Source organism: Flavobacterium sp. (assembly GCF_031423415.1).
In the GTDB taxonomy this organism is placed as follows: Bacteria; Bacteroidota; Bacteroidia; order Flavobacteriales; family Flavobacteriaceae; genus Flavobacterium.
In genome coordinates, this window is record NZ_JANPFL010000049.1 from 1 (window position 1) to 24766 (window position 24766).

The following is a 24766-nucleotide window of genomic DNA, read 5'->3' on the forward strand; positions in this document are numbered from 1 at the left end:
TATTTTGCCTAACATATTGCCACTTTTTTATACCGAAATATACACTTTTTGGCGATTTAAAAGTACTGTTTTCAACTGAATTTAATCACAAGTTATTAACAATCAAATTGTTAATTCATTTTTAAGGAATGACTATTTAAAACAATTTTGCGTTGGTCAGGAATTACTTTTTGCAATTCTCCTAATCGAAATTTCAAGTTCTTTTTTCCAGCAAAAAATTTTCGAAAGGGATAGCTGATACTTGACGGCTCTAAAAATGCTGTCGCTACTTGATATATAAGAGGGGAAAAAAAATTGTAATTGTTTTTGTCTACGAGAGTTACTTCAATACCCTTGTGACTCACAAGTTCTTTGGCTAAATTAATGCCAGCAAAACCACCACCTATGATTACTATTTGCATATCGAATCTTTTATAATTGTGAATATTTTATAAAAGTACGATATAAATTCAGCTGCAAATATTAGTTTTTGAATTTCTTAACAGGTTTTTGGGTATTAGAATCTGTTTTGTTTTGAAGCAATTGATTGGCCAACAATTTTTCTATCAATTCGTCTTTGGTTAAATGATGGAAAATAGTTTTGATTTTGTTTTTAAAATCAGCCGAAACTTCGTGATTAGGCTTGGTTTTGAAGATTTGTTTTGCCCACAAAAGTGTATTATTCTCTTCGATATTTTCAGCAGATGGTTTCTGAAATTTAAAAAATTTGATTCCCAATTCTCTTTCGAAATCGGGAATTTCAACCACTTCTTCTTGTTGTAAAACGGTTAACGAAAGTCCCTTTGCTCCTGCTCTAGCTGTTCTTCCGCTGCGGTGAACATAGTTTTCATAAGTATCAGGCAAATGATAATTGACTACATAAGAAATGGCCGCTACGTCAATTCCTCTTGCTGCCAAATCGGTTGCCACCAAAATATTAATGTGACCTTCACGAAATTGTTCCATAATTCGATCCCGAATTCCTTGCGACAAACTGCCGTGCAAAGCGCCTGATGAAAATCTATTGATGGCTAAATTTTTGGCCAATTTATTGACTGCTGCTTTGGTTTTACAAAAAATAATTCCTCGTTCGCCATCTTTTGAAGTCAAAAAATGCATTAAAACATCTAGTTTTTCTATGGGATCTACGACGATATATTGGTGGTCAATTCCTTGATTTCCTACCGTTTGCATATCAGCGCTGACTTGCACCACGTTTTTGTTCAAATAATTCTGAATCAACTGTTTAATAGTTCCGGGCATTGTGGCCGAAAACAAGAAAGTTCTATGGTTTTTAGGTAATTCTGCAATGATTTCGTCTAAACTTTCTTTCAGTATGCTAACCATTTCGTCCGCTTCATCAAGAACAAGAAATTGAGCGTCTTTTAGATTTATGGCTTTGCGTTGAATTAAATCAATCAATCGTCCTGGTGTTGCCACAACAATATGTGTTGGCAAAGTCAACCGCTCAATTTGAGGTTTTATGGGAATTCCTCCTAAAGTTTCGGCAATGGAAACTTCGGGAAGATATTGGGCAAATGCCTCTAAATTACTAAAAATCTGGTGTCCTAATTCACGTGTTGGAACAAGAATAAGAGCTTGAATAGCATTTATTTTAGTATCAATTAACTGAAGTAATGGTAAACCAAAAGCGGCCGTTTTTCCAGTTCCTGTTTTTGCCAATCCAACTACATCAGTATTGGATAAAAGCAACGGAATTGCCTTTTGCTGAATTTCTGTTGGCACCACAATTTTTAAACCATCAAGTGCTTTTATAATAGATTCTTGGATTCCTAAATCGGCGAATTGCTTTGACATTTTGTTGATTTACTAATTTATAAATTGTTGTTTTATAATAGCTTTTCTATACAATTTTATATAATAAAGCCGTCGCATTACTATTTAAAATCATCCGAAGTGACGGTTCTGGATTTAATTTTATTCGATTAAGACTCGATTCCAACTAAAATCTGAAATCTGCAATCTGAAATCTGAAATCTAAAATTAATCCGCTTCGTTCATAATTCTTTCGCGGTACTTCTTCCCTATCAATAAAGTGAGTTTGAGTTTATAATCTTCCACTAACCATTCTCGATAGTTCTTGCTGCATTGGCTTAAGCATTTAGCGTAGCGATTTAGACGGCATTCTATATCTGGTTCCAATTCTTTGCTTAAAGCTTTGGCATCTCGTAATTCTTCTGTATTATCAACACACATTGAGGCATGTTGTTCTAAGGATTTGTCCAAAACTATTTTGGAGCGCAAATTTTGTGCAATGGCGAGTTTGTGTTCTTCATCGACATCAAAAGTGATCACTTCGGTTTTAGCGAATTTAGCTTTTAACTCTGGAGGCATTGTATATTTGAAATACAATTCAATTTCGGTGTCGTCGCGAAGGTTTTCTAAATAAAATTCAGGCGATTTAAAAATGTGTTGCCAATTTACGGGCTCATTCCACAAACCAAAACGGGCAGCATTATTTCCTAAATCGATAACTGTAAAATTGTCCTTATTGGCCAATTTTCTCGAACCACGTCCTATCATTTGGAAATATAAAGTCAATGACTTTGTAGCTCTGTTCAAAATTATAGTTTCTACTGTAGGTTCATCAAAACCTGTAGTCAGAATCCCAACCGACGTTAAAATAGCATCCGGAGTTTTTTTGAACCATTGCAAAATATCTTTTCGATCTTCGTTACTGGTAGTATTGTCAAGATGACGAATGGCAAATCCAGCTTCACGGAATGTTTCATAAACGTACAAGGAAGTATTGATTCCGTTATTGAAAATCAAGGTTTTTTTTCCTAAAGATTTTTCAGTGTAAGCGTGCAATAATTTTTCTTGCATCGCCATATTGGTATATAAATCGTCGGATGATTTTACAGTATAATCACCATTAATTCCGACTTTCAAGGAAGTTAGTCCAACGTCATAACTATAGGTAATTGCTTTAGCTAGGAATCCTTTATCAATCAGAGAGCTGATGTTGTCTCCAACAATCAATTCATCATAATTTTCATGCATTGGCAACTTGATGTTCGAACTCAGTGGAGTTGCTGTAACACCAAGAATAAAAGCATTTTTGAAAGAGCTCAATAATTTTCGAAACGAATTGTAATGCGCTTCATCAATGATAACCAACCCAACATTATCGAGATGCAATTTTTCGTCATTGATTCTGTTTTTCAAGGTTTCGACCATCGCCACAAAACAAGAATAATCGTTTTGATCAGGAAGCTCCTTGACTTTACTATTGATAATTTTGTTTTTGACATCAAAACCTTTGAGCATTTTTGAAGTTTGCTTGCAAAGTTCAATTCGATGGGTCAAAACAACTACTTTTTTATCATGTTTTGATAAATATTGTCGAACAATTTCAGAAAAAACTACGGTTTTTCCTCCGCCTGTAGGCAATTGATATAGTAAATGATGATTAGCTGGAGCATTATCTAATCGTTCAAAAATGGATTCAATATCGCCTTTTTGATACGAATAAAGTTCTTTTTTATCTTCAATTTCTGTTTCTAGAGAGTTTTGAGGCATTGCTTTAGATGGATTTTTGCAAAAATACACCTAAAAAAGAGTTATTGTACTAAATAATCATTTAAAAAAAGAATTGTCATTAAATAAAATCGATTATGCGGTTGATTTCTAGTATTCAAAACGCTCAACAATAGCGTTGAATTCTTCTTTATTAAACCAATTTTGGTTATTAGTTTCAGTACTTATTGCGATTATTCGAGATTTAAAATCTTGTAAAATTCCATTTGAAATCATAAAACGAACGGCTTGTTCTAATGAACTGAGCATACTTTTGTAAAATACTTCAGATTTTACAGGTTTTTCAGCAGAAAAAGTTTGGGCAATTTCAATAGAATAAAGCATTACATCTCCAATTATAAAGGAATCTACCCCCAAAAGGATGAAATGCTTGATATACTTTTGAGCTACAGAACGGCGCATTTTAGGTCTTCGAGGTTTTCCAGAAGTTCTCGCAGGAAAATATTCGCTCGAAATTTTTATTTTACATTCCTTGAGTAGCGTATCTTCCTTTGGATTGAAAACAAAATCATAGTACACTTTTATAGGGCTGAATTTATCATATAACTCAATAATTTGCTCTTCGAGTTGACTTTTATCAAGTTCGTGCAAGTATTTTTTTAAATCGCGTTTGCTCATTGTTAAAGTATATTGATACAAAAGTAATTTACTTTAGGAATTAATTCACTTTAAATAAATGATAATTCTTAGTTTTGCGTTTCGAATTTATAAAAACAAACTTATGCTCCGAATATTGAAAAACATTGCGATTCTAGAAGGAATCTCTTCTATTCTATTATTTTTTGTTGCTATGCCATTAAAATATCTGTTCAACAATACTTTATATATGCGCCCTATAGGAATGGCTCACGGAGTACTATTCGTTTTTTTTGTTTTGATAGCATTATATTTTGCAGTAAAAGAAAAATGGAATTTAGAAAAAATAGGGATAATTTTAATCTGTTCGATAATACCTTGCGCTACTTTTTATGTTGAAAAAAAATATTTAAGAAAAATTTAGTTTATAAAATAGTTGATTTTATTCTGAAAACTAATTAGAAAATACTAATCCTCCAAGCGGTCTTTTATATATTCAATCTCTGTCTTTCCGTGTGGCTTTGGTTTACCATTAGCGTCCAGATTGACCATTGTAGTGCTTTCTATCGTGATAATTGTTTCGCGAGTCATCATATTTCGGGCTTCGCAAATTAAAGTGAGTGATGTTTTTCCGAATTTTACAACATCGATTCCAATTTCGATAATATCACCTTGACGAGCTGAACTTCTAAAATTGATTTCAGACATATACTTGGTTACAATTTTGGTGTTTTCTAATTGGATAATAGTGTACAAAGCCAATTCCTCGTCAATCCAAGCCAATAATTTACCGCCAAATAAGGTTCCGTTTGGGTTTAGATCTTCTGGTTTTACCCATTTTCTTGTGTGAAATCGCAGATCATTTATTTTAATGTAAAAATAAGGCTTATTCAAGTCATTTTTTTTTTAATTTTAAAGAAAAAAAATGAATCAACGAGATGTGTTTTTAAGAGAATTTCGAGGACAAACAATTGGTACTATTTCTGATCAATCCTCATCGGACGAATTATTTCAAAATGAGGTACTTCGCCCTATTCTGAAACTTCAAAACGATTTATTTATTGCTGCTTATGTCCATCATTTATCTAAAAACAAAATTGATTTCAACTCCTTTTCAGTCGAAAAAAAATTGGCAAACATAGAAAATTCAATTCAAAAAGACATCAAATTCCGAAATGCCTTGAAAGGAATGATCATAGGATTATTTACCACTGACGAATACGCAATGTACATCAACAACTCTTCGAGTCTGAACAAAAGAATGATGGGAATGCTTATCGAAAGATTGAAAAGTCAAGTACAATTATTTTAGATTGCCTTTTTTTTATTTATGTATTTTTAAAATGGCTTACATTTTTTCATTATAATTGTTAAAAAATTAAGAAGCATGAAAGAACAATATTTCAAATGGTACTCACCCAATTTAAGTAGAGAGATTGAAATGCTCGTTTTTGGTCACGCTGGTTATCCCGTGATACTTTTTCCGACTTCTATGGGCAGCTTTCACGAGAATAAAGATATGGGCTTGATTGACTCAGCAAAATGGTTTATTGAACAAGGATTAATCCAAATCTTTTGTCCTGCTAGCATTGATAAAGATAGTTTTTATAATAAAAACATTCATCCAGTGCATCGCATAGAAAACCACGTTTGGTACGACAAAATGATTTGCCACGAAATTGTGGAAAGAGTAAAAAATAATACCTCGTCGGGAAAAGTTGCAGTTGCCGGTTGTAGCTTTGGAGGGTATCATGCTGCTAATTTTGCTTTTCGTCATCCAGGTTATGTGAGCCATGTTTTTTCAATGGGTGGCGCGTTTAGTATCAAAAATTTTATGGATGGATTTCACGATGACAATGTTTTTTACAATAGTCCAGAAGATTATTTACACGGTTTAAATGACCACGAACTTTGGAATATGGACATTTGTTTAGGTACATCTAATTGGGATATTTGCTACGACGCTAATCTAAAATTAAGTCGAGTTTTAAGCAATAGAAATGTTCATCATTGGCTGGATATTAGACCCGATAGAGAACACGATTGGCCAGTTTGGAAAGAAATGTTTCCGCATTATTTATCAAGAATTAAGTTCTTTTAAACCTATTAAGATTAGAGTATTAAGTAGTAAGACAAAAAAATATTATATGAAATCGAAGATTCACGAAAACCAATAAAACAATATAAAAATGAGTAAAAAAATTGGAATATTATTCGGAATGGAAGATACTTTTCCACAAGCATTTATAGACAGAGTAAACTCAAAAAACGAAAAAGGTATTATTGCCGAAGCTGTTTCTATTGACAAAGTAGTTCAAAATAAAGATGGCGAATATGCGATCATAATTGATCGAATTTCGCAAGATGTTCCGTTTTATAGAGCCTACTTAAAAAATGCAGCTTTGACTGGAACTAATGTTATTAACAATCCATTCTGGTGGAGTGCTGACGATAAATTTTTCAATAATTCATTAGCAGATACACTTGATGTTCCGTTACCGAATACGGTAATTCTTCCATCGGCAGAACATCCAACAGATACAACAGGAAAATCTTTCCGCAACTTGAAATACCCTATGGATTGGGAAGGAATTTTTGATTATATTGGATTTCCAGCCTATATGAAACCTTATGCAGGTGGAGGTTGGAAAAACGTTTATCGATTAGAAAATAAAGAAGAATTCTGGGAAAAACATCAGGAAACAGGACAATTGGTAATGATGTTACAGGAAGAAATTGTTTTTACTGAATATTTCCGTGTGTATTGTTTGGGTTGCAAATATGTTCACATTATGCAATATGAACCAAGAAATCCGCACCATTTGCGGTACGTAATTGATGGACCTCCAGTAGATAAAAAATTATTAGCCACTGTAAAAGACTATACTTTAAGACTTTGTAAAGGTTTGGGTTACGATTTCAACACCGTAGAATTCGCCGTTCGTGATGGGATTCCTTACGCGATTGATTTTGGAAACCCAGCACCAGATGCGGAGTTGACTTCTGTGGGAGCTGAAAATTTCGAATGGGTTGTTGAACACGCAGCGAAAATGGCAATTGCTGCCGCCAAAAAACAAAAACCTGGCAAAATAAACTTAACTTGGGGAGATTTTATTAAAGAAGCTTGCAAATAGAATTTTCGATTGCAGATTTTCGATTGCAGATTAATTCTGAAATCTAAAATCTGCAATCTGCAATCTAAAATTAAAAGAATATGTCAAAGAAACTACCGGTATTTACTCTCGGAGTTGAGGAAGAATACCAAATTATTGATCCCATCACCAGAGATTTGCGCTCGCATTTGTCCAAAATAGTTGATGGAGCGAAAACAATATTAAACGAGCAGGTCAAAGCTGAAATGCACCAATCTGTAGTAGAGGTGGGAACCAATATTTGTAAAAATATACACGAAGCCGAAGCCGAAATCAAATCTCTCAGAGGACATATTGTAGATTTAGCAGATAGACAGGGTTTGATCGTTGGTGGTGCAGGAACTCATCCTTTTTCGAAATGGCAGGACCAACCTATAACTGATGATCCGCGTTATCATAATATTATCAACGAAATGCAAGATGCAGCACGATCGAATTTAATTTTCGGTATGCATTGTCATGTTGGAATCGAAAACCGTGAAATTGGCTTGCAATTGATGAATCAAGCTTGTTATTTTTTACCTCACATTTTTGCCATTTCTACTAATTCTCCTTTTTGGGAAGGACGAAATACAGGTTATAAATCCTATAGAACCAAAGTTTTTGATAAATTCCCTAGAACAGGTTTGCCAGAATATTTTGATTCCGTTTCTTCTTATGACGATTTTTTAGACACTTTGGTAAAAACCAATTGTATCGATAATCCAAAGAAAATTTGGTGGGATTTACGGTTGCATCCCTTTTATGATACGATTGAATTTCGCATTTGCGACATGTGTTTGACCGTTGATGAAACAATTTGTATCGTAGCAATTATTCAGGCTATTGTCGCCAAATTATATAAATTATCCTTACACAATATGAGTTTCAATGTGTATCGCTTAGCATTGATAAAAGAAAATAAGTTTCGCGCAGCTCGTTATGGAATTGATGGTCATATGATCGATTTTGGGCTTCACAAAGAAGTGGAAACTAAAATGCTCATTGTCGAATTGCTCGAATTTATTGATGATGTTGTGGATGAATTGGGAAGTCGGGAAAAAATTAATTACGTATATGAAATAATGAAAAACGGAACTGGAGCAGACAAACAATTGGCTGTTTTTGAAGCAACCAATGATTTGACAAAAGTGGTAGATTTTATTACGAGTGAATTTTCCAAAGGACTTTGATTAGATTTTAGATTTTAAAGTTTCAAATTGCAATTGAAATTGATATTGCCATTGAAAAAAGTATCTTTGCAAATAATTTAGAATACCAATAATGAATAATAATACCATAAAAATAGCGGTTTTGGATATGTACAATGGTGAACCCAATCAGGGAATGCGCTGTATCATTGATATTATCAACCGTTTTAATCAAATTGTCACTTTCGAGATTTTTGATGTACGAGGGAAGTCAGAATTACCAGACATTAAAAAATTCGACATTTATATTTCGACCGGCGGGCCGGGAAATCCTTTGATTGGTAATGGAGATTGGGACTTGAAATACTACAATTTAATTGATGAACTGACCCAATGGAACAATGAAAATTCAGTTAAAAAACACGTTTTGTTTATTTGTCATTCGTTTCAAATGGCTTGTAAGCACTTTGGCTTAGCCGAAATTACCAAACGACACGATACTTCTTTTGGCGTGATGACCGTTCATAAAACCAAAGAGGGATTGAAAGACCCGCTTTTTGAAGGACTTTCTGATCCATTTTATGCCATTGATTCCAGAGATTACCAAGTAGTACAACCCAAATTGAGTGTGTTTTCGAAAAAAGGTGCGAAAATTATTTCTTTGGAAAAAATTAGAGATCACATTCAGTATGAAAGGGCCATTATGGCGGTTCGTTTTTCGGATTATTTTGTGGGAACTCAATTTCATCCCGAAGCAGATCCAATCAGTTTTATTGCCCATTTGAGAAATAAAGAATCCAAAGAGAAAATAAGAGCAATGAAAGGCAAACGAAAATTCAGGAATATGCTTGAAGATTTAGTCGATGATGATAAAATTTACCGAACAAACGAAACCTTGATTCCGAATTTCCTCCGAATTGCCATCAATGATTTGATGATCACTAAGAAAATGCTGTCGAACTAGATGTATGATGTATATAGTATTTTCGTATAATGTAATTTACGATTTACAATTTTACATTATACAATATACAATTCTAAGAAAATGATTGACAAATACAGACAACTTTTTAATTCTCAATTTACTGATGAAAAGTATCAGGAATTTAAGGACGATATAGCTTCTGATTTTGATTACGCACCCACATTTCGAATTGGGGAAACACCTTTTTTTATTGCCAATGAATTAAAAGCGAAATTACTGGAAGGTTGTGCCGATGTTATAAAATTAATTCAACAGAAAGACTTTAAAAAACTTACAGATAAATCATTAGAACTAAATCATAATGTTCCCAACGAAGACGAACACACCACTTTTTTGGCCATCGATTTCGGAATTTGTGAGGAAAATGGAGTTGTTGTTCCCAAATTAATCGAAGTGCAAGGATTCCCTTCTTTGTACAATTACCAAATTAATTTATACGAAAAATTTATAAAACATTATCCTTTTATTGAGGAGTTGACTCCGTTTATCAATGACATTACTATTCAGGAATATTACGAAACGCTTGATGAAATAATTTGCAACAAGCATCCCAAAGAAAATGTAATTCTGTTGGAAATTGAACCTGAAAAACAAAACACAAAAATTGATTTTTATTATTGCCGAAGAGATCTGGGCATTCCGATAATTTGCGTTACCGAAATAATAAAAAAAAGCAAGCAATTATTCTATAAAAACGAAAGCGGTGAAGAAATCCTTGTCAAACGTATTTACAATCGTGTCATTTTTGACGAATTGGATTTGCGAACCGATTTGAAACTGAATTTCCATTTCTCTGACGATCTCGACGTGGAATGGGCTGGACATCCCAACTGGTTTTTCAGAATCAGTAAGTTTATTTTGCCAATGCTGAAAGGCAAGTATTTCATAGAAACCACTTTGTTGAGCGACTTAAAGGAAATACCAGAAGATTTAGAAAATTATGTCTTGAAACCTTTGTTCTCTTTCTCGGGTTCGGGTGTCATTTTTCACGTAAAAAGAGAAGATATTGAGGCAGTCACCGAAAAAGAATTATACATTCTCCAGAAGAAAGTGCATTATATTCCCATTTTGCAATCTCCAGACGGAAAAGTAAAAGCCGAAGTTCGTGTGCTGTGTGTCTGGAAAAAAAATGTTGTCGCTCCTACTCTACTATGTAACTTGGTGCGATTGAGCCGTGGCGAAATGATTGGCGTAAAATTCAATAAAGATAAGGATTGGGTTGGCGGAACTTTGGGGTTGTTTGAGAGGTAAATTAGAAAATATAATAATATCAATTGAGTCCTTTATTCTGGGTGTAATTTTCTTTTTTTAATACTTTTCCATCTTTATCGTAATAAACCCAAATACTATCTTTATTCCATCCATAACCCCTACTCGTATAAATTTCTTTTCTTTCGATTTTTAAATTAGAATAAACATATTCAATTTCCTTAAACCGTTTTCCGTTCTTATCATATTCAGAAGTTGAATTTATATGTGAAGATGGCGATGATAAATGCGAAATAAATAGGAATATAAAAAGCGGTATAGGTGTTGAAAAACTCAAAATTAGAATATCTAAAGCCCCTTTTATTTTAATTTTATTGTACTTTATTGAAAATATTAGAATTATACCAGCAATGATCCAAAATATTGGAAAGATAAACAAATATCCTAATGAAGCACTTTGATTATTATTCAAATCATTTATAAAAAACAAAGTAATTGCAGTGTAAAAAAATGCAAATATTAGTAAAAATGGCGTATTCTGATATTTATTTTTTGTTTCCATATAAATCAAAATGCTTATTATTTAATAAAAACTAACCCTTACTCTCCACCACCTCCACATAAAAATCCTTATCCACTTCCAATTTCAAATCTTTTGCAGTCTGCGGCAAATTAGTCGATTCTGCCTGGGGTTTAAGCCATTGTTCTTTTCCGTTCAAAGTAACTTTTACAGGAATAGTAAAGCTAGGTATGCAATTCGTCCAACGATAGGATAGGATATTGTCTTTGAATTTATATTCAAAAGTCGGGATTCTAATATCTCTCAAATATTGATCAAAAAACGGCGCTAAATCTAATCCAATGTTTTTACTTAAATAATCCTCAATTTGTTTAGTGGTCACGGTTTGGTGGTAAAAAGTACTGTTCAAACCGCGTAAAATTGTTCTCCATTTTTCGTCATCGTTCACGATTTGGCGCAGCGTGTGCAACATATTGGCGCCTTTTGGATACATATCACCGGAACCCTCAAAATTCACATCGTACTTTCCAATGATTGTTTTTTCGTTCCTAATGCCATTCCTTAAACCTCTTGCATATTCGCTGCCTGCGTCCTTGCCATAATAATAATCGACAAACAAACATTCAGAATAAGAGGTAAAACCTTCGTGAATCCACATATCGGCAATATCTTTGTAGGTAATATTGTTGGCAAACCATTCGTGTCCCGATTCATGAATGATAATATAGTCGAATTTCAATCCCCAACCGGTATCACTCAAATCGCCACCTCGATACCCATTGGCAAAACCATTTCCATAAGTAATACTACTCTGATGTTCCATTCCTAAATACGGCGCTTCGACAAGTTTGTAACTGTCCTCATAAAAAGGATAGGGTCCAAACCAATGCTCGAAAGCTTTCAGCATTCGCGGCGCATCTTTAAACTGGATTTTTGCTTTTTCCAAATTATCTCTTAACACATAATAAGTGCAATCTAAAGCGCCTTTTTCACCTTTGAAAACTTCGGAAAATGAAACATAATCCCCAATATTGATATTCACACCATAATTATTGATGGGATTGGACACATACCAATTGAATGTTCTCGTGCCATCCTTCATATCAATTACGCTTTGCAAACGACCATTGGAAACATCCGTCAAATTCTTGGGAACATTCACACTGATGAGCATATCGTCTACTTCGTCGTACATATGATCTTTGTTGGGCCACCAAACACTCGCGCCCAATCCTTGACAGGTCGAAGCGATAAAAGGTTGTCCATTGGCATCTTTACTCCAGGTAATTCCACCATCCCAAGGCGGACGAACGGCAATTTTAGGTTTACCTCCATAAAAAACGGTAAGTTCTTTTATTTCATCCGCATTTTGAGGCGCAACCAAATCAATATAAAAGACATTGCCATCTCTTTTGAATTTCAATTCATTGCCATCCTGAATTACTTTAGAAATTTTCAAAGGTTCTTGCAAATCAATTTGCATTCGGTTATAGGAATTCAAAACTTTGTAGCGAATGGTATTCGAACCATAAATCGTGCTATCGGCTGGATTTACCTTGATGTCTAAATGGTAATATTTGACGTCCCACCAAGCTCTTTGCTTTGTAATACTGCCTCTCAAACTATCTTGATGAGTGAAAACCATTTCTGATTTTCCCATAAGTCCTTGCGCATTAGTACTATTAGAAATTAAAAATGCTATAACAACAATGCTTAGATATTTGTTCATAATTTATATTTTATGATTATTCAATTTGCGATAAAATAACTAATGGAACTTATCCACTTTTTTTTGTTCTACAACAGTAGCAAAATCAGTAGTCAACCGATTAGCATAATCGTCCAATAATGCTAAAACGCGTTCTTTCGAATCCGATTTTACAATCAATCCTGCGTGATACTCTAAAGGAACCCTGAAACAAACTTCCGGATCCGAAAACGAAGATAAATCAGGATGTTGAAACTTGGACAGGGTCAAAACAATTCCTGCATATTCTTTTTTAACTTTTGGCAAAGTATATTTTATTCCTTTAGCCAATGCATCTTCAACTGCTGCCCATTCCTTCCAAAGGTTGATGTTTGACGCTTCGGCAACCATTTCGGCAAGATGTGCGCCACCAACACGAGAAGAAGTTTCTAGAAAATAAATTTTCCCGTTATCGTTGCATTTGATATATTCAGAATGTGCTGCTCCGTGTTTTAAACCAAAACCCTTTATAACCTGTTCGTTTACGGCTTTTATAGCCTTATCATCTTCAGAATCATACGGAATATTGGCACTTCTAAAAATCCCACCGCCTTGCGAAATTTCCATTGGAGTCGTCAAATATTTTGAAGTAATGCTAAAGAGTATTTTGCCATTCAAAACCAAACTATCGCAATGATATACATCACCGGGACGAAATTGTTCCAATAAATATTTGAAGCGATTATTACCCATTTCGTTAATGTGAATCCACAAACTTTCTTTGTCATAAACCTTAATAATTCCTGCAGCAGAAGCTTCGGAACGCGGTTTCAAAACCCAAGGAGGCAAAATCGTGTCGGCAAAAGTATTGATGTCGTGATCATTAAATAACGAGCAGAAATTGGGATTCGAAATTCCGCAACTTTTGGCTCTCATTCGCATCGCCAATTTATCCCTGAAATAGCGCCCAGTAGTTTGCCCCATTCCATCAATCCGAAGATTTTCGCGAAGATAAGTAGCTTTTTCAACATCATAATCATCCAATGCTACGATGGCATCAATTGTATTGGACTTCATCAAATTACCAACACCTAGTAACAAATGCTCTAAATTCCAATCTGTATCTTGTCCAGTCATATAGAAAACTTCGTCTATGTGGTCAACAGGCCAAGGTTTATCTCTCAGCTTTTCGCTGGTAATCAAATACACTTTGTTGCCGAGGTTTTTTAAATGGATTAAAAAATCGGTTCCTTTAAAGTAATTTGAGATGCAAATGAAAGTTTTAGCGTTTTCCATATTTATAAATTTTCAATAAATTTAGTCAATAAATGAACGCCATACCCCGTTGCGTGTTTGCTTTTTGCAAATTCATCATCACCATACGCTACTGCAGCAATGTCAAGATGTGCCCAGGCTTTGTGTTCTTCGGTGAAATATTCTAAGAATTTTGCTGCGGAAATGGCTCCGGCAACCGGTTTTCCACTATAATTTTTCACATCGGCTATGTCGCTTTCTATGTCTTGCTTGTAGCAATCCCAAAGCGGTAATTGCCATAGTCGTTCCCCAATGGCATCTCCAGATTGTTGTAGTTTTTTTGAAATAGCTTCGTTATTGGTAAATAAAGCAGCACAATCGTAACCAAAAGTTCCAACTGCACTTCCTGTTAAGGTGGCAATATCAACTATATATTCGGGTTTGAAATTCTTAATTAAATAGGATATTCCGTCGGCTAAAACTAATCTTCCTTCGGCATCAGTATCAATAATTTCTATCGAATGTCCACTGTAACTTTGGATCACATCACTAGGATAAAACGATTTTGAATCCACCGCATTTTCTGCACAAGGCACAATTGCCGTGACTTTTACAGGCAATTTTAAATCAGCAATCAGCTGCATTGCTCCGAAAACGGCCGCGCCACCAGCCATATCACATTTCATATGTAGCATTCCCGCAGTTTTGATATTCAATCCGCCCGTATCGAAAGTGATTCCTTTTCCCACCAAACCTATGTGCTTTGTTTTCGCATCTGCATTTTCGGGAATATAATTCATAATGACAAATTGCGGTTCTTCGTCACTTCCTTTTCCAACAGATAAAAAGGCTTCTAATCCTGCTTTTTTAGAAGCTTCAAAACCTAAAGTTTCCACTTCAAAACCGAATTTTTTCCCGCTTTCAGTGGCCCAATTGGACAAGTATTTTGGAGTGACCACATTTGGAGGTAAATCGACCAAATGTAAAATTTCGAGTTGTGCTTTGGCAATTTTTATAGCTTTTGAAACACTATTCGAATACTCTTTTTTTGATATCAATGCGAGTTCAAAACCTTCATTTAAAAACGGATGTTTCTCTGTTTTTTTGAAATGCCCCAAATCATAAGTTCCCAAATACAGTCCTGAAATAGTAGCTTCAACCTGCTCAGAAGTGAATTGTTCCGGTAAAACCAAAGCCACGTTTGTGCAAAAAGATTCTTTTTGTTTTGAGGCAATTCTGCGGAAAGTAGTTTTCAATGATTTATAATCAATAGCTGCGCCTAAGCCAATAAATATATGGGTACAATCGTATTTTTCGACTAAATAATGGGTGTCTTTCTTTCCGTAAAATACTTTTGAATGCACGGAAACTCCTTGGAATTCTATTGGAACCAAACTTTTGACATAAGTTTCAAAAACCGGAATTAATATCGTTCCTGAAAATCCTTCGAGATTTTTAATGGTAGTTGTTTTCATCTGTTTAATTTACTTTAGTGTTAAAAAAAAGCCATTCAATTGCCTTTGGAAATTCGTCGCTCCAATAAGTTTCACTGTGCTTTCCTTCCATATTAATACTCAAATTTATTTTCATTTTGTCTTTTATAAATTCGCTTGCAAGGATATTTTTCTTAAATTGTTGCACGTGCTCAATCATTGTAGCACTTTCGTCTCCGCCAGCATACAAGTAAATTTTGGTGTCATCAGTAGTTGTCGAATCTGTATCGATTTTTAATTTTGGAACCACCCATAACGAAGGTGAAAAAATCATCAATTTTCCGTAGACTTCTGGATAGCGCAATCCGCTAAAAATACTGACTAATCCGCCCATTGAACTTCCTCCAATTCCCGTGAATTCACGTTCTTTTTTTGTTCTAAAATTACTGTCCACAAAAGGCTTTAAGGTTTCGGTCATAAATTTTATATATTTTTTGCCTTGCCCCTTTCCAAGTACAGTTTTGCCTACATTATATTCTTTTATTCGATCTTCTTCAGCGTGTTCTATGGCAACAATTATGATTTTTCCAATTTTATATTCGGCCATAACGGCGAGTTTTTTGTCTATTTCCCAATTCCCATATTGTGCATTTTCATTAAATAAATTCTGCGCATCCTGCAAATACATTACAGGATAACTTTCGCTGGAAGAATCATAATCGTGCGGCAGCAAAGCCCATATTTTTCGAGTTTTGTTGAGTTGTGGGATTTCAAATTCATCGGAAATTAGTATAACTTTCGGTAAATAATTCGTCTTGAAAGGCAACCAATTCTTTCTCCATTTGGGCACATATTCATTTAAAATTCCAGAGTGTAGCTTTGTAGAACGGTTGGAAGTTATTTCATTATTCTTACCAATTTCAACCTCGCTCCAATCGCCTTTGGTAAACTTATACTGTAAATCATCTGGATAATTAAAATTAGAAGGGAATTCGAACTGGTATAAATTATTTCCAATTCTTTCCATCCTAAACTCTTTGTCTTGCGTTCTCCAACTATTGAAATTACCCGAAATATAAACAGGACGTGAATCGTCTTCATCTGTTTTTAAAAGAATTTGAAGTACAGTTTTTCTACTATTAAATTCCTTCATAATCAGTGTATTCTCAGAATCCATATCTTGCATCGTGGTATTGTAATTTGAAATAAAAAAGTAAATATAATAGATTGCTATTGGATAAAAAAGAAAAAAAGAAAACCCAATAGAAATATGCGAACTATTGGATTTTTATCGATAAAAAAGTTAAATATTTTTACTTTTGACGGCCTTTTAAAACATTGACAACATTATTTAATTCAAAGCCTTTTGCTTGCAATAAAATTAAATAATGAAAAAGTAAATCGGCACTTTCACTCAAGAATAAATCATCGTTGTCGTCTTTTGCTTCAATGACTACTTCTATTGCTTCCTCTCCTACTTTTTGAGCAATTTTATTAATTCCCAATTTGAATAAAGAAGCTACATAACTTTTCTCAGTCCCGACGCTTCGGGATGTATTTTCTCTTCGAAGCGTGATGGTTTTTTCCAATTTAGAAAGAAATCCATATTCTTGATTATTAGCTTCTTGCCAACACGTATCTGAACCTGTATGACAAGTAGGACCTTCTGGTTTTACCTGTATCAAAAGTGTATCGTTGTCACAGTCATTTTTGATGTCAACCAAATTTAAAAAGTTGCCACTCTCCTCGCCTTTTGTCCAAAGTCTTTGTTTGGAACGGCTAAAAAATGTTACTTTTTTGGTATCCAACGTTTTTTGGTAGGATTCTGCATTCATATAACCCAACATCAAAACACTTTTGGTTTCACTATCTTGAATAATCGCAGGAATTAATCCGTGTGCGAGTTTTGAAAAATCTATTTCCATAATTTTTGTTTTTTTGGTTGGAAGATGGGAGTTAGAAGTTGGGAGTCATACTTTTCACTTCCAACTTCCCGCTTCCCTACTTCCCGCATCTTACTTCTATATTATTTTTTTTAAGTTCTTTTTTCAATGTTTTAATTTCAATTTCTTTGAAATGGAATACGCTTGCGGCCAAAGCTGCATCTGCTTTTCCTTCGACAAAAGTATTTACAAAATGTTGGATATTCCCCGCTCCACCCGAAGCGATTATGGGAATATTTACCAATTCAGATAATATTGCCAAAGCTTCATTTGCAAAACCGTTTTTGGTTCCATCGTGATTCATTGAGGTAAAAAGGATTTCTCCAGCTCCACGTTGTTCCACTTCTTTTGCCCAATCAAATAATCTAATTTCCGTTGGCACCTTTCCTCCTACCAAATGTACGATCCATTGTCCGTCAATTTGCTTGGCATCAATGGCTACCACCACACATTGGCTGCCAAATTTTTGTGCCAATGCATTAATCAATTGAGGATTTTTAACTGCCGATGAATTGATGGAAACTTTATCGGCTCCGTTTTGCAGCAAAGCTTCAACATCTTCAACCGAAGAAATTCCACCACCAACGATAAACGGAATATTAATCGTTGCCGCCACTTTTCGAACCAAGTCAATCAATGTACTTCTTTTTTCTTCCGTTGCCGAAATATCTAGAAAAACCAATTCGTCAGCACCTTCATCCGAATAGATTTTTGCCAGTTCTACAGGATCACCAGCATCGCGCAAATCTACGAAATTAATGCCTTTAACGGTTCTTCCGTTTTTAATGTCGAGGCAAGGGATTATTCTTTTTGTTAACATTCTTTTTAATTTGAAAATTTAAAAATTAATCAATTTGAAAATTCATTGTTACATTTCCAAATTATCTAATTTTCAAATTATTTATTTAAAATATAATTCTCCAATTGTTTCAACGAAATTCTGCCTTCGTAAATCGCTTTTCCTATAATTGTTCCTTCGCAACCCAATTCAGCTAATTTAGGTAATTCCTCAAAGGTAGAAATTCCTCCTGAAGCAATTAACTTAATTCCCTTGGCTTCCTTTAAAATCTTATCATATAAATCAAAACTTGGACCTTCGAGCATTCCATCTTTGGCAATATCGGTGCAAATTACGTACTGAATTCCTTTGCTTTGATAATCCTGAATAAATGGAACTAAATCTTCATTTGAATCTTCTAACCAACCCGAAACCGCTACCTTTTCGTTATTGGCGTCAGCTCCTAAAATAATTTTATCCGAACCATATTCTGCAATCCATTTCTCGAAAATAGTTCTATTTTTTACCGCAATACTTCCTCCAGTGATTTGGTTGGCACCCGATTCGAAAGCTATTTTTAAATCGGTATCGGACTTCAATCCTCCTCCAAAATCAATTTTCAATTTGGTTTGCGATGCGATTTGCTCCAATATTTTATAATTGACAATTTTGCTTGATTTTGCTCCGTCCAAGTCCACCAAATGCAAATATTCGATTCCGTGTGCTTCAAATGATTTTGCTACTTCCAGCGGATTTTCGTTGTATATAATTTTGGTATTGTAATCGCCTTTCGACAAGCGAACACATTTTCCTTCTATGATGTCTATTGCAGGTATTATTCTCATTCCATTTATGCTTTTAGAGTGCAGATTTTAGATTTTAAATTGCTATTAAAATTGATTTTTGCTATTGAAATTGCCATTGCTATTAAACATTTACAACTTCAAAAAATTTCCTAGAATTTGCTCTCCCACATCCCCACTTTTTTCGGGATGAAATTGAGTTCCATAGAAATTATTATTCTCCAAGGCAGAAGAATATTCCAGCTCGTAATTGGTTGTGGCAATGGTTTCAGCACAAAGAGGAGCGTAAAAACTGTGTACCAAATACATATATTCGTTTTCAGCAATTCCTTTGAATAAATCCGATTTCAAGTTGTAAATATTATTCCAACCCATTTGTGGCACTTTCACTTTTGAAGTGAATTTGACAACATCTACATCAAAAATTCCCAATCCTTCTGTATTTCCTTCTTCCGAATAATTACACATCAATTGCATTCCCAAACAAATTCCGAAAACAGGTTGTTTCAGCGTTGGAATCAAGGTATCTAAACCGCTTTCTTGAAGCATTTTCATAGCATAACTTGCTTCTCCCACTCCAGGAAAAATCACTTTGTCGGCAGCTTTTATTTCGTCAGGATTGTTGCTCAAAACCGCTTTGTATCCCAACCTTTCGATGGCAAACATAATGCTTTGAATGTTTCCTGCTCCGTAATTTATGATTACTATTTTCATTATTTTTTTAAGTTGGAAGTCAGAAGTTGGGAGTTGGAAGAAGCAAATTTAGCTTCAAGCTTCCAACTCCAAGCTTCCAGCTTTATAACATTCCTTTTGTACTTGGTAAAATCATTTTCTCCGTATCGCGTTTTACTGCCATTTTTATTGCTTTGGCGAAAGCCTTGAAAATAGCTTCTATTTTGTGATGCTCGTTCGTTCCTTCGGCTTTGATATTAATGTTGGCTTTGGCACCATCCGAAAAGGATTTGAAAAAATGATAGAACATTTCTGTTGGCATTTTACCCACCATTTCGCGCTTGAATTCGGTTTCCCAAACCAACCAGTTTCTACCGCCAAAATCAATCGCCACTTGCGACAAACAATCGTCCATTGGCAAACAAAAACCGTAACGTTCAATTCCTAATTTGTTTCCTAATGCTTTGGCAAAAACTTCTCCCAAGGCAATTGCTGTATCTTCAATCGTGTGGTGTTCATCAACTTCCAAATCACCTTTTACAATGATTTCCAGGTCCATTTGACCGTGACGCGCGATTTGGTCTAGCATATGATCGAAAAAAGCAATTCCAGTTTCGATTTTACTTTTTCCTGTTCTGTCTAAATTTAAATTGATATAAATATCTGTTTCATTCGTTTTTCTGGTTATGGAAGCGGAACGTTCCTCTAATTTCAAAAACTCATAAATGGTTTTCCATTCTGTGGTTTGCAAGGCAATAACTGCATCTAATTCGTGTCTTTTAGAGGATATTTCATCACTTCCCAACTCTTCGTCCGTGCTGATGAAAATGGCTTTTGAACCCAAGTTTTTAGCCAATTCCACGTCAGTTATTCTGTCGCCAATCACAAATGAATTTTCTAAATCATATTCGGGATTGTTGATGTATTTAGTCAACAAACCTAGTGCAGGTTTGCGGGTTGGTGCATTTTCGTGCGGAAATGTTTTGTCAATCAACACTTCACTAAAAACAACGCCTTCATTTTCGAAAGCTTTCATCACCAAATTATGAACCGGCCAAAAGTTTGCTTCTGGATGTGCATCTGTTCCCAGACCATCTTGATTGGTTACCATCACCAATTCGAAATCTAGTTCGGTAGCAATTTTTCCTAAATATTGAAAAGCTCTCGGATAGAATTCCAATTTTTCGAAACTGTCTAATTGATAGTCGTTTGGTTCTAAAACCATTGTTCCATCGCGATCTATAAAAAGTATTTTTTTCATAACATATTCATTTTGCCACAGATTCACAGATTTAAAGGATGAAAAATCAGTGAATCTGTGGCTAATTTTTACTTCAATTTTTCTAATGCTTCAATCAACTTCTTATTCTCCTCCTCTGTTCCAATAGTCAATCGCAAGGTGTTTTCACATAGAGGTTGAGTCGTTCTGTTTCGAATTACAATTCCTTTGGCAATTAATTCGGCGTATCTTTTGTTGGCGTCATCCACTTTTATTAAAATGAAATTGGCTTCTGTTGGATAAATTTTTTCAACAAATTTTATATCAACCAATACTTTAAGTAATTGTTCTCTTTGAGCAATAATAGAAACAATTTCAGATTTTATTTTTTCAGGATTTGATAATCTTTCCAAAGCTCGTAATTGTGTCAATTCGTTCACGTTGTAAGGTGGTTTTATTTTATTTAAAACCGAAATTATCTCCGTCGAACCATAACAAATTCCCAATCTTATTCCTGCCAGACCATAGGCTTTTGAAAGCGTTTGTGTGATAATCAAATTTGGATATTTATCAATTTTAGCTAACCAACTTTCCTTTTCTGAAAAGTCAATATAGGCTTCATCTATAACAATCAAACCATTAAAATTCTCTAGCAACTTCACAACACTTTCAGTCGAAAATGAGTTGGCTGTTGGGTTATTTGGCGAACATAGAAAGATAATTTTAGTATTCTCATCAACTGTTTCTAAAATTTTCTCCACTTGTGGTTGAAAATCGTTAGAAAGCAACACTTCCCTATTTTTTATATCATTAAGATTTGCCAAAACACCATACATTCCATACGTTGGTGGCAAAGTAATTACATTATCAGTTTTAGGTTCACAAAAAGCCCTAAAAATTAAATCTAATACTTCGTCGCTACCGTTTCCGAGTAAAATTTGGTTTAGTTTAACGTTTTTCTGTTTGGCCAAAACCTTTTTCACATTGCTTTGTTGCGGATCGGGATAGCGATTCACACCATTATTGAAAGGATTTTCGTTGGCATCTAAGAAAATCATATCGGCCGTATCGAAATCCTCAAATTCGTCCCGTGCCGAAGAATAAGGCTTCATCGACTTAACGTTTTCACGGACTAAATTATTTATATTAAAAACATTCATTATATTATATTTTGGACGCTGATAAAACGGATTTGCTATCGCAATAACACGGATAAAAGCTGATTTTATATTTCAATTTTTAAATTTTTCACTCTCAAAGTAACTGCATTTTTGTGCGCTTGCAATCCTTCGGCTTCTGCCATAATTTCAATGGATTTGCCAATATTTTGAATTCCTTTTTCAGAAATCTTTTGAAAAGTCATCGATTTCATAAAACTGTCTAAGTTTACTCCTGAATAATTTTTTGCATAACCATTTGTCGGCAAGGTATGATTCGTTCCTGATGCATAATCTCCCGCGCTTTCCGGTGTATAATTCCCGATGAAAACCGAACCTGCATTTCCGATATTATTTACATAAAAATCTTCGTCTTTGGTGCAAACAATAAAATGTTCCGGACCGTATTCGTCGATTAATTCTAAAGCAGTTTTGTCATTTTCGACAAAAATCAGCTTCGAATTAGCAATGGCTTTTTCTGCAATGGCTTTTCTTGGCAACACCTGTATTTGGGATTGTACTTCCTTTTCGACTTCATCAATCAAAGCTTTTGACGTAGAAACTAAAATTACCTGACTGTCGGTTCCGTGTTCTGCTTGTGACAATAAATCGGAAGCGATGAAAGCAGGAACTGCAGAATCATCAGCAGCAATCAACAATTCCGAAGGTCCAGCGGGCATATCGATTGCGACGCCAAATTGGGTTGCCAATTGTTTCGCTACCGTCACAAATTGATTTCCTGGTCCAAAAATCTTGTACACTTTTGGAATTGATTGCGTACCGAAAGTCATCGCTGCAATCGCTTGGATTCCGCCCACTTTCAAGATTTTGGTCACACCGCATAAATTGGCAGCGTATAAAATGGCTGCATTGATGTTTCCGTTTTTGTCTGGTGGCGAACACAAAACAATTTCGTTGCAACCTGCAATATTGGCGGGAACGGCAAGCATTAAAACGGTTGAAAACAAAGGCGCTGTTCCGCCTGGAATGTACAAACCAACTTTTTGGATGGGTCTTTTTTCTTGCCAGCAATAAACCCCTTCGGTAGTTTCTACTTCAACTTTAGCTGTTTTTTGAGCAGAGTGAAATTTTTCGATATTCGATTTTGCGAGTTGAATAGCTACTTTTAATTCAGTGGAAATTAAAGCAATTGCTTGGTCAATTTCTTCCTTGGAAACTTCAATATTTTCGAATTTAACGCCATCAAATAATGACGTATATTTTGCAACCGCAACATCACCTTTCTTTTGAACTTCCTTGAAAATTTCTTTCACTGTTAATTCAATATCATCGATAGTTTTTGTTGGTCTTTTTAGAATTGCCGACCAAGTTTCGGGTTTTGGATTGAATATTTTGTTCATTTATATTTTAATTTAAAGATTAAATGATTCAAAAATTGAAAGAATTTGGTGTTAAAAACCCGCATCTCCGAATTTTTTAAATCGTTCTTTATAAAACCATCTTTTCGATTGGACAAACCAAAATTCCTTCGGCACCAGCCTCTTTTAATTGGTCGATAACATCCCAAAAACTGTCTTTGTCGATTACAGAATGAACGCTGCTCCAACCTTCTTCTGCCAATGGCATTACGGTAAGGCTTTTTAAAACTGGCAGAATTTTACCAATGGCTTCAATTTTATCGTTAGGAACGTTCATCAAAATATATTTTGATTTTCTGGCTCTTAAAACGGATTCTATTCGAAATTGAAGTGTGTCGATAATGGATTGTACTTCTGGCGTCACTTTTGGTGAAACCGCTAAAACAGCCTCACTTTTAAAAATTACTTCTACTTCCTTTAAATTATTTTTGAATAAAGTACTTCCGCTGGAGACGATGTCCACGATTCCGTCGGCAAGACCAATATTTGGGGCTATTTCAACCGAACCTGAAATTTGGTGTATGTCAACCGTCATTCCAAAAGTAGCAAAATATTCGATAACAGTGTTTGGATAAGAAGTCGCGATGCGCATTCCTTCTAAATCTTTGATGGAATTGTACTGAAAAGTTTTTGGGACCGCTACTGAAACTTTACATTTAGAAAAGCCTAATTTTTGGATTACTTTGATGTTTTTTCCTTTTTCGACCAAAAGATTATCGCCAACAATAGCAATATCTACAACTCCGTCAATTAAATACTGAGGAATATCTGAATTTCTGAGGTACAAAACTTCCAAAGGAAAATTGGAAGCGGATGCTTTGAGTTGGTCGTTTCCATTATCGATAGAAATACCACAATCCTTTAGAATTTGAATGCTTTCTTCGTTTAAACGTCCTGATTTTTGAATTGCAATTTTTAAAGTACTCATTGTTAGTTTTTAGTTTGTGGTTTGTTGTTTGTTGTTTTGTTTGAGTACAACAGATTAATTAAATAAAAAACCCGTTTGATGCACTCAAACGGGTTTTAGAATATGATTTTACATACATATCATTAACACATCGCTTGAGAGCAATACTGTAAATGATGGTGATGTAATTGAATTGATAACATAAATTTTATTTGATAGAACCTTTTATTCGTTTGCAAATATACTAGAAAATATAGTTATAAAACAATTTTTATTTAAACTTAATCATTAATGTCCGATAAAAAATAAAAACGGCTATTTCTATTTTTTATCTTATTGTTATTCAGTTGTTTATTTTTTATACTCTGTCATTTTTAAAAACAAGGTGTCAAAAAAAAGATAATTGTTCTATTTCAGCTTTA

The 24766-nt window shown here is 34.5% G+C and carries 24 protein-coding genes and 1 pseudogene; 7 read left to right on the plus strand and 18 right to left on the minus strand.

Annotated features, from left to right (window positions below):
* Positions 1–122 precede the first annotated feature (122 nt).
* The 4 genes and pseudogenes from RMO83_RS05040 to RMO83_RS05055 form a co-directional block, all read right to left on the minus strand.
* A pseudogene (locus tag RMO83_RS05040) lies at positions 123–401 on the minus strand (FAD-dependent oxidoreductase); the annotation flags it as partial.
* 61 nt (positions 402–462) lie between these two features.
* A complete protein-coding gene (locus RMO83_RS05045) occupies positions 463–1797 on the minus strand; it encodes a DEAD/DEAH box helicase (RefSeq protein WP_310558589.1) in 1335 nt (444 codons plus the stop codon).
* 186 nt (positions 1798–1983) lie between these two features.
* Positions 1984–3522, minus strand: a complete 1539-nt coding sequence (locus RMO83_RS05050) for a DEAD/DEAH box helicase (protein WP_310558590.1) — start codon at positions 3520–3522, stop codon at positions 1984–1986.
* A 108-nt stretch (positions 3523–3630) separates the two neighbouring features.
* Complete coding sequence (locus RMO83_RS05055) at positions 3631–4158, minus strand: DUF6155 family protein (protein ID WP_310558591.1); 528 nt, start codon at positions 4156–4158, stop codon at positions 3631–3633.
* A gap of 103 nt (positions 4159–4261) precedes the next feature.
* Here RMO83_RS05055 and RMO83_RS05060 point away from each other — a divergent pair, with 103 nt between their 5' ends.
* Positions 4262–4540, plus strand: a complete 279-nt coding sequence (locus RMO83_RS05060) for a DUF3817 domain-containing protein (protein WP_310558592.1) — start codon at positions 4262–4264, stop codon at positions 4538–4540.
* 44 nt (positions 4541–4584) lie between these two features.
* Here RMO83_RS05060 and RMO83_RS05065 read toward each other — a convergent pair whose 3' ends face one another.
* A complete protein-coding gene (locus RMO83_RS05065; RefSeq protein ID WP_310558611.1) occupies positions 4585–4974 on the minus strand; it encodes a hotdog domain-containing protein in 390 nt (129 codons plus the stop codon).
* Between the two features lie 67 nt (positions 4975–5041).
* Here RMO83_RS05065 and RMO83_RS05070 point away from each other — a divergent pair, with 67 nt between their 5' ends.
* The 6 genes from RMO83_RS05070 to RMO83_RS05095 all read left to right on the plus strand — a co-directional run bounded on the left by RMO83_RS05070 (position 5042) and on the right by RMO83_RS05095 (position 10634).
* Entirely contained in the window at positions 5042–5428 is a 387-nt protein-coding gene (locus RMO83_RS05070; protein WP_310558593.1) for a glyoxalase, read from the plus strand.
* Between the two features lie 75 nt (positions 5429–5503).
* Entirely contained in the window at positions 5504–6217 is a 714-nt protein-coding gene (locus tag RMO83_RS05075) for an alpha/beta hydrolase-fold protein (RefSeq protein ID WP_310558594.1), read from the plus strand.
* Positions 6218–6305: 88 nt separating this feature from the next.
* Positions 6306–7250: a hypothetical protein gene (locus RMO83_RS05080; RefSeq protein ID WP_310558595.1), complete on the plus strand. Its 945-nt coding sequence runs from the start codon at positions 6306–6308 to the stop codon at positions 7248–7250.
* An 80-nt stretch (positions 7251–7330) separates the two neighbouring features.
* Positions 7331–8440 carry a carboxylate-amine ligase gene (locus RMO83_RS05085; RefSeq protein WP_310558596.1) on the plus strand — a complete coding sequence of 370 codons (1110 nt, stop codon included), beginning with the start codon at positions 7331–7333 and terminating at the stop codon, positions 8438–8440.
* A 91-nt stretch (positions 8441–8531) separates the two neighbouring features.
* The gene (locus tag RMO83_RS05090; protein ID WP_310558597.1) at positions 8532–9362 is read left to right on the plus strand and encodes a glutamine amidotransferase-related protein; all 831 of its coding nucleotides are present in this window, start codon (positions 8532–8534) and stop codon (positions 9360–9362) included.
* A gap of 81 nt (positions 9363–9443) precedes the next feature.
* Positions 9444–10634, plus strand: coding sequence for a hypothetical protein (locus RMO83_RS05095; RefSeq protein WP_310558598.1), 1191 nt, complete (start codon positions 9444–9446; stop codon positions 10632–10634).
* A gap of 19 nt (positions 10635–10653) precedes the next feature.
* On the opposite strand, the gene RMO83_RS05100 is transcribed toward RMO83_RS05095, so the two are convergent.
* The 13 genes from RMO83_RS05100 to hisG all read right to left on the minus strand — a co-directional run bounded on the left by RMO83_RS05100 (position 10654) and on the right by hisG (position 24365).
* Entirely contained in the window at positions 10654–11154 is a 501-nt protein-coding gene (locus RMO83_RS05100; RefSeq protein WP_310558599.1) for a hypothetical protein, read from the minus strand.
* Positions 11155–11185: 31 nt separating this feature from the next.
* Positions 11186–12841: a M1 family metallopeptidase gene (locus RMO83_RS05105; protein ID WP_310558600.1), complete on the minus strand. Its 1656-nt coding sequence runs from the start codon at positions 12839–12841 to the stop codon at positions 11186–11188.
* 39 nt (positions 12842–12880) lie between these two features.
* A complete protein-coding gene (locus RMO83_RS05110) occupies positions 12881–14095 on the minus strand; it encodes an ATPase (RefSeq protein WP_310558601.1) in 1215 nt (404 codons plus the stop codon).
* A gap of 2 nt (positions 14096–14097) precedes the next feature.
* Positions 14098–15528 (minus strand): leucyl aminopeptidase family protein, encoded by a 1431-nt coding sequence (locus RMO83_RS05115; protein WP_310558602.1) that lies wholly within the window; start codon positions 15526–15528, stop codon positions 14098–14100.
* 4 nt (positions 15529–15532) lie between these two features.
* On the minus strand, positions 15533–16672 hold the full coding sequence (locus RMO83_RS05120; protein WP_310558603.1) for an alpha/beta hydrolase-fold protein: 1140 nt from the start codon (positions 16670–16672) through the stop codon (positions 15533–15535).
* Between the two features lie 127 nt (positions 16673–16799).
* Entirely contained in the window at positions 16800–17414 is a 615-nt protein-coding gene (gene hisIE / locus RMO83_RS05125; RefSeq protein WP_310558612.1) for a bifunctional phosphoribosyl-AMP cyclohydrolase/phosphoribosyl-ATP diphosphatase HisIE, read from the minus strand.
* Positions 17415–17487: 73 nt separating this feature from the next.
* The gene (hisF, locus tag RMO83_RS05130; protein WP_310558604.1) at positions 17488–18249 is read right to left on the minus strand and encodes an imidazole glycerol phosphate synthase subunit HisF; all 762 of its coding nucleotides are present in this window, start codon (positions 18247–18249) and stop codon (positions 17488–17490) included.
* Positions 18250–18326: 77 nt separating this feature from the next.
* Entirely contained in the window at positions 18327–19052 is a 726-nt protein-coding gene (hisA, locus tag RMO83_RS05135) for a 1-(5-phosphoribosyl)-5-[(5-phosphoribosylamino)methylideneamino]imidazole-4-carboxamide isomerase (RefSeq protein WP_310558605.1), read from the minus strand.
* 90 nt (positions 19053–19142) lie between these two features.
* A complete protein-coding gene (gene hisH / locus RMO83_RS05140; RefSeq protein WP_310558606.1) occupies positions 19143–19724 on the minus strand; it encodes an imidazole glycerol phosphate synthase subunit HisH in 582 nt (193 codons plus the stop codon).
* Positions 19725–19806: 82 nt separating this feature from the next.
* Complete coding sequence (hisB, locus tag RMO83_RS05145) at positions 19807–20943, minus strand: bifunctional histidinol-phosphatase/imidazoleglycerol-phosphate dehydratase HisB (protein ID WP_310558607.1); 1137 nt, start codon at positions 20941–20943, stop codon at positions 19807–19809.
* A gap of 68 nt (positions 20944–21011) precedes the next feature.
* Positions 21012–22061 (minus strand): histidinol-phosphate transaminase, encoded by a 1050-nt coding sequence (gene hisC, locus RMO83_RS05150; RefSeq protein ID WP_310558608.1) that lies wholly within the window; start codon positions 22059–22061, stop codon positions 21012–21014.
* Between the two features lie 65 nt (positions 22062–22126).
* The gene (gene hisD, locus RMO83_RS05155) at positions 22127–23419 is read right to left on the minus strand and encodes a histidinol dehydrogenase (protein ID WP_310558609.1); all 1293 of its coding nucleotides are present in this window, start codon (positions 23417–23419) and stop codon (positions 22127–22129) included.
* A gap of 88 nt (positions 23420–23507) precedes the next feature.
* Positions 23508–24365 carry an ATP phosphoribosyltransferase gene (gene hisG / locus RMO83_RS05160; protein ID WP_310558610.1) on the minus strand — a complete coding sequence of 286 codons (858 nt, stop codon included), beginning with the start codon at positions 24363–24365 and terminating at the stop codon, positions 23508–23510.
* Positions 24366–24766 lie beyond the last annotated feature (401 nt).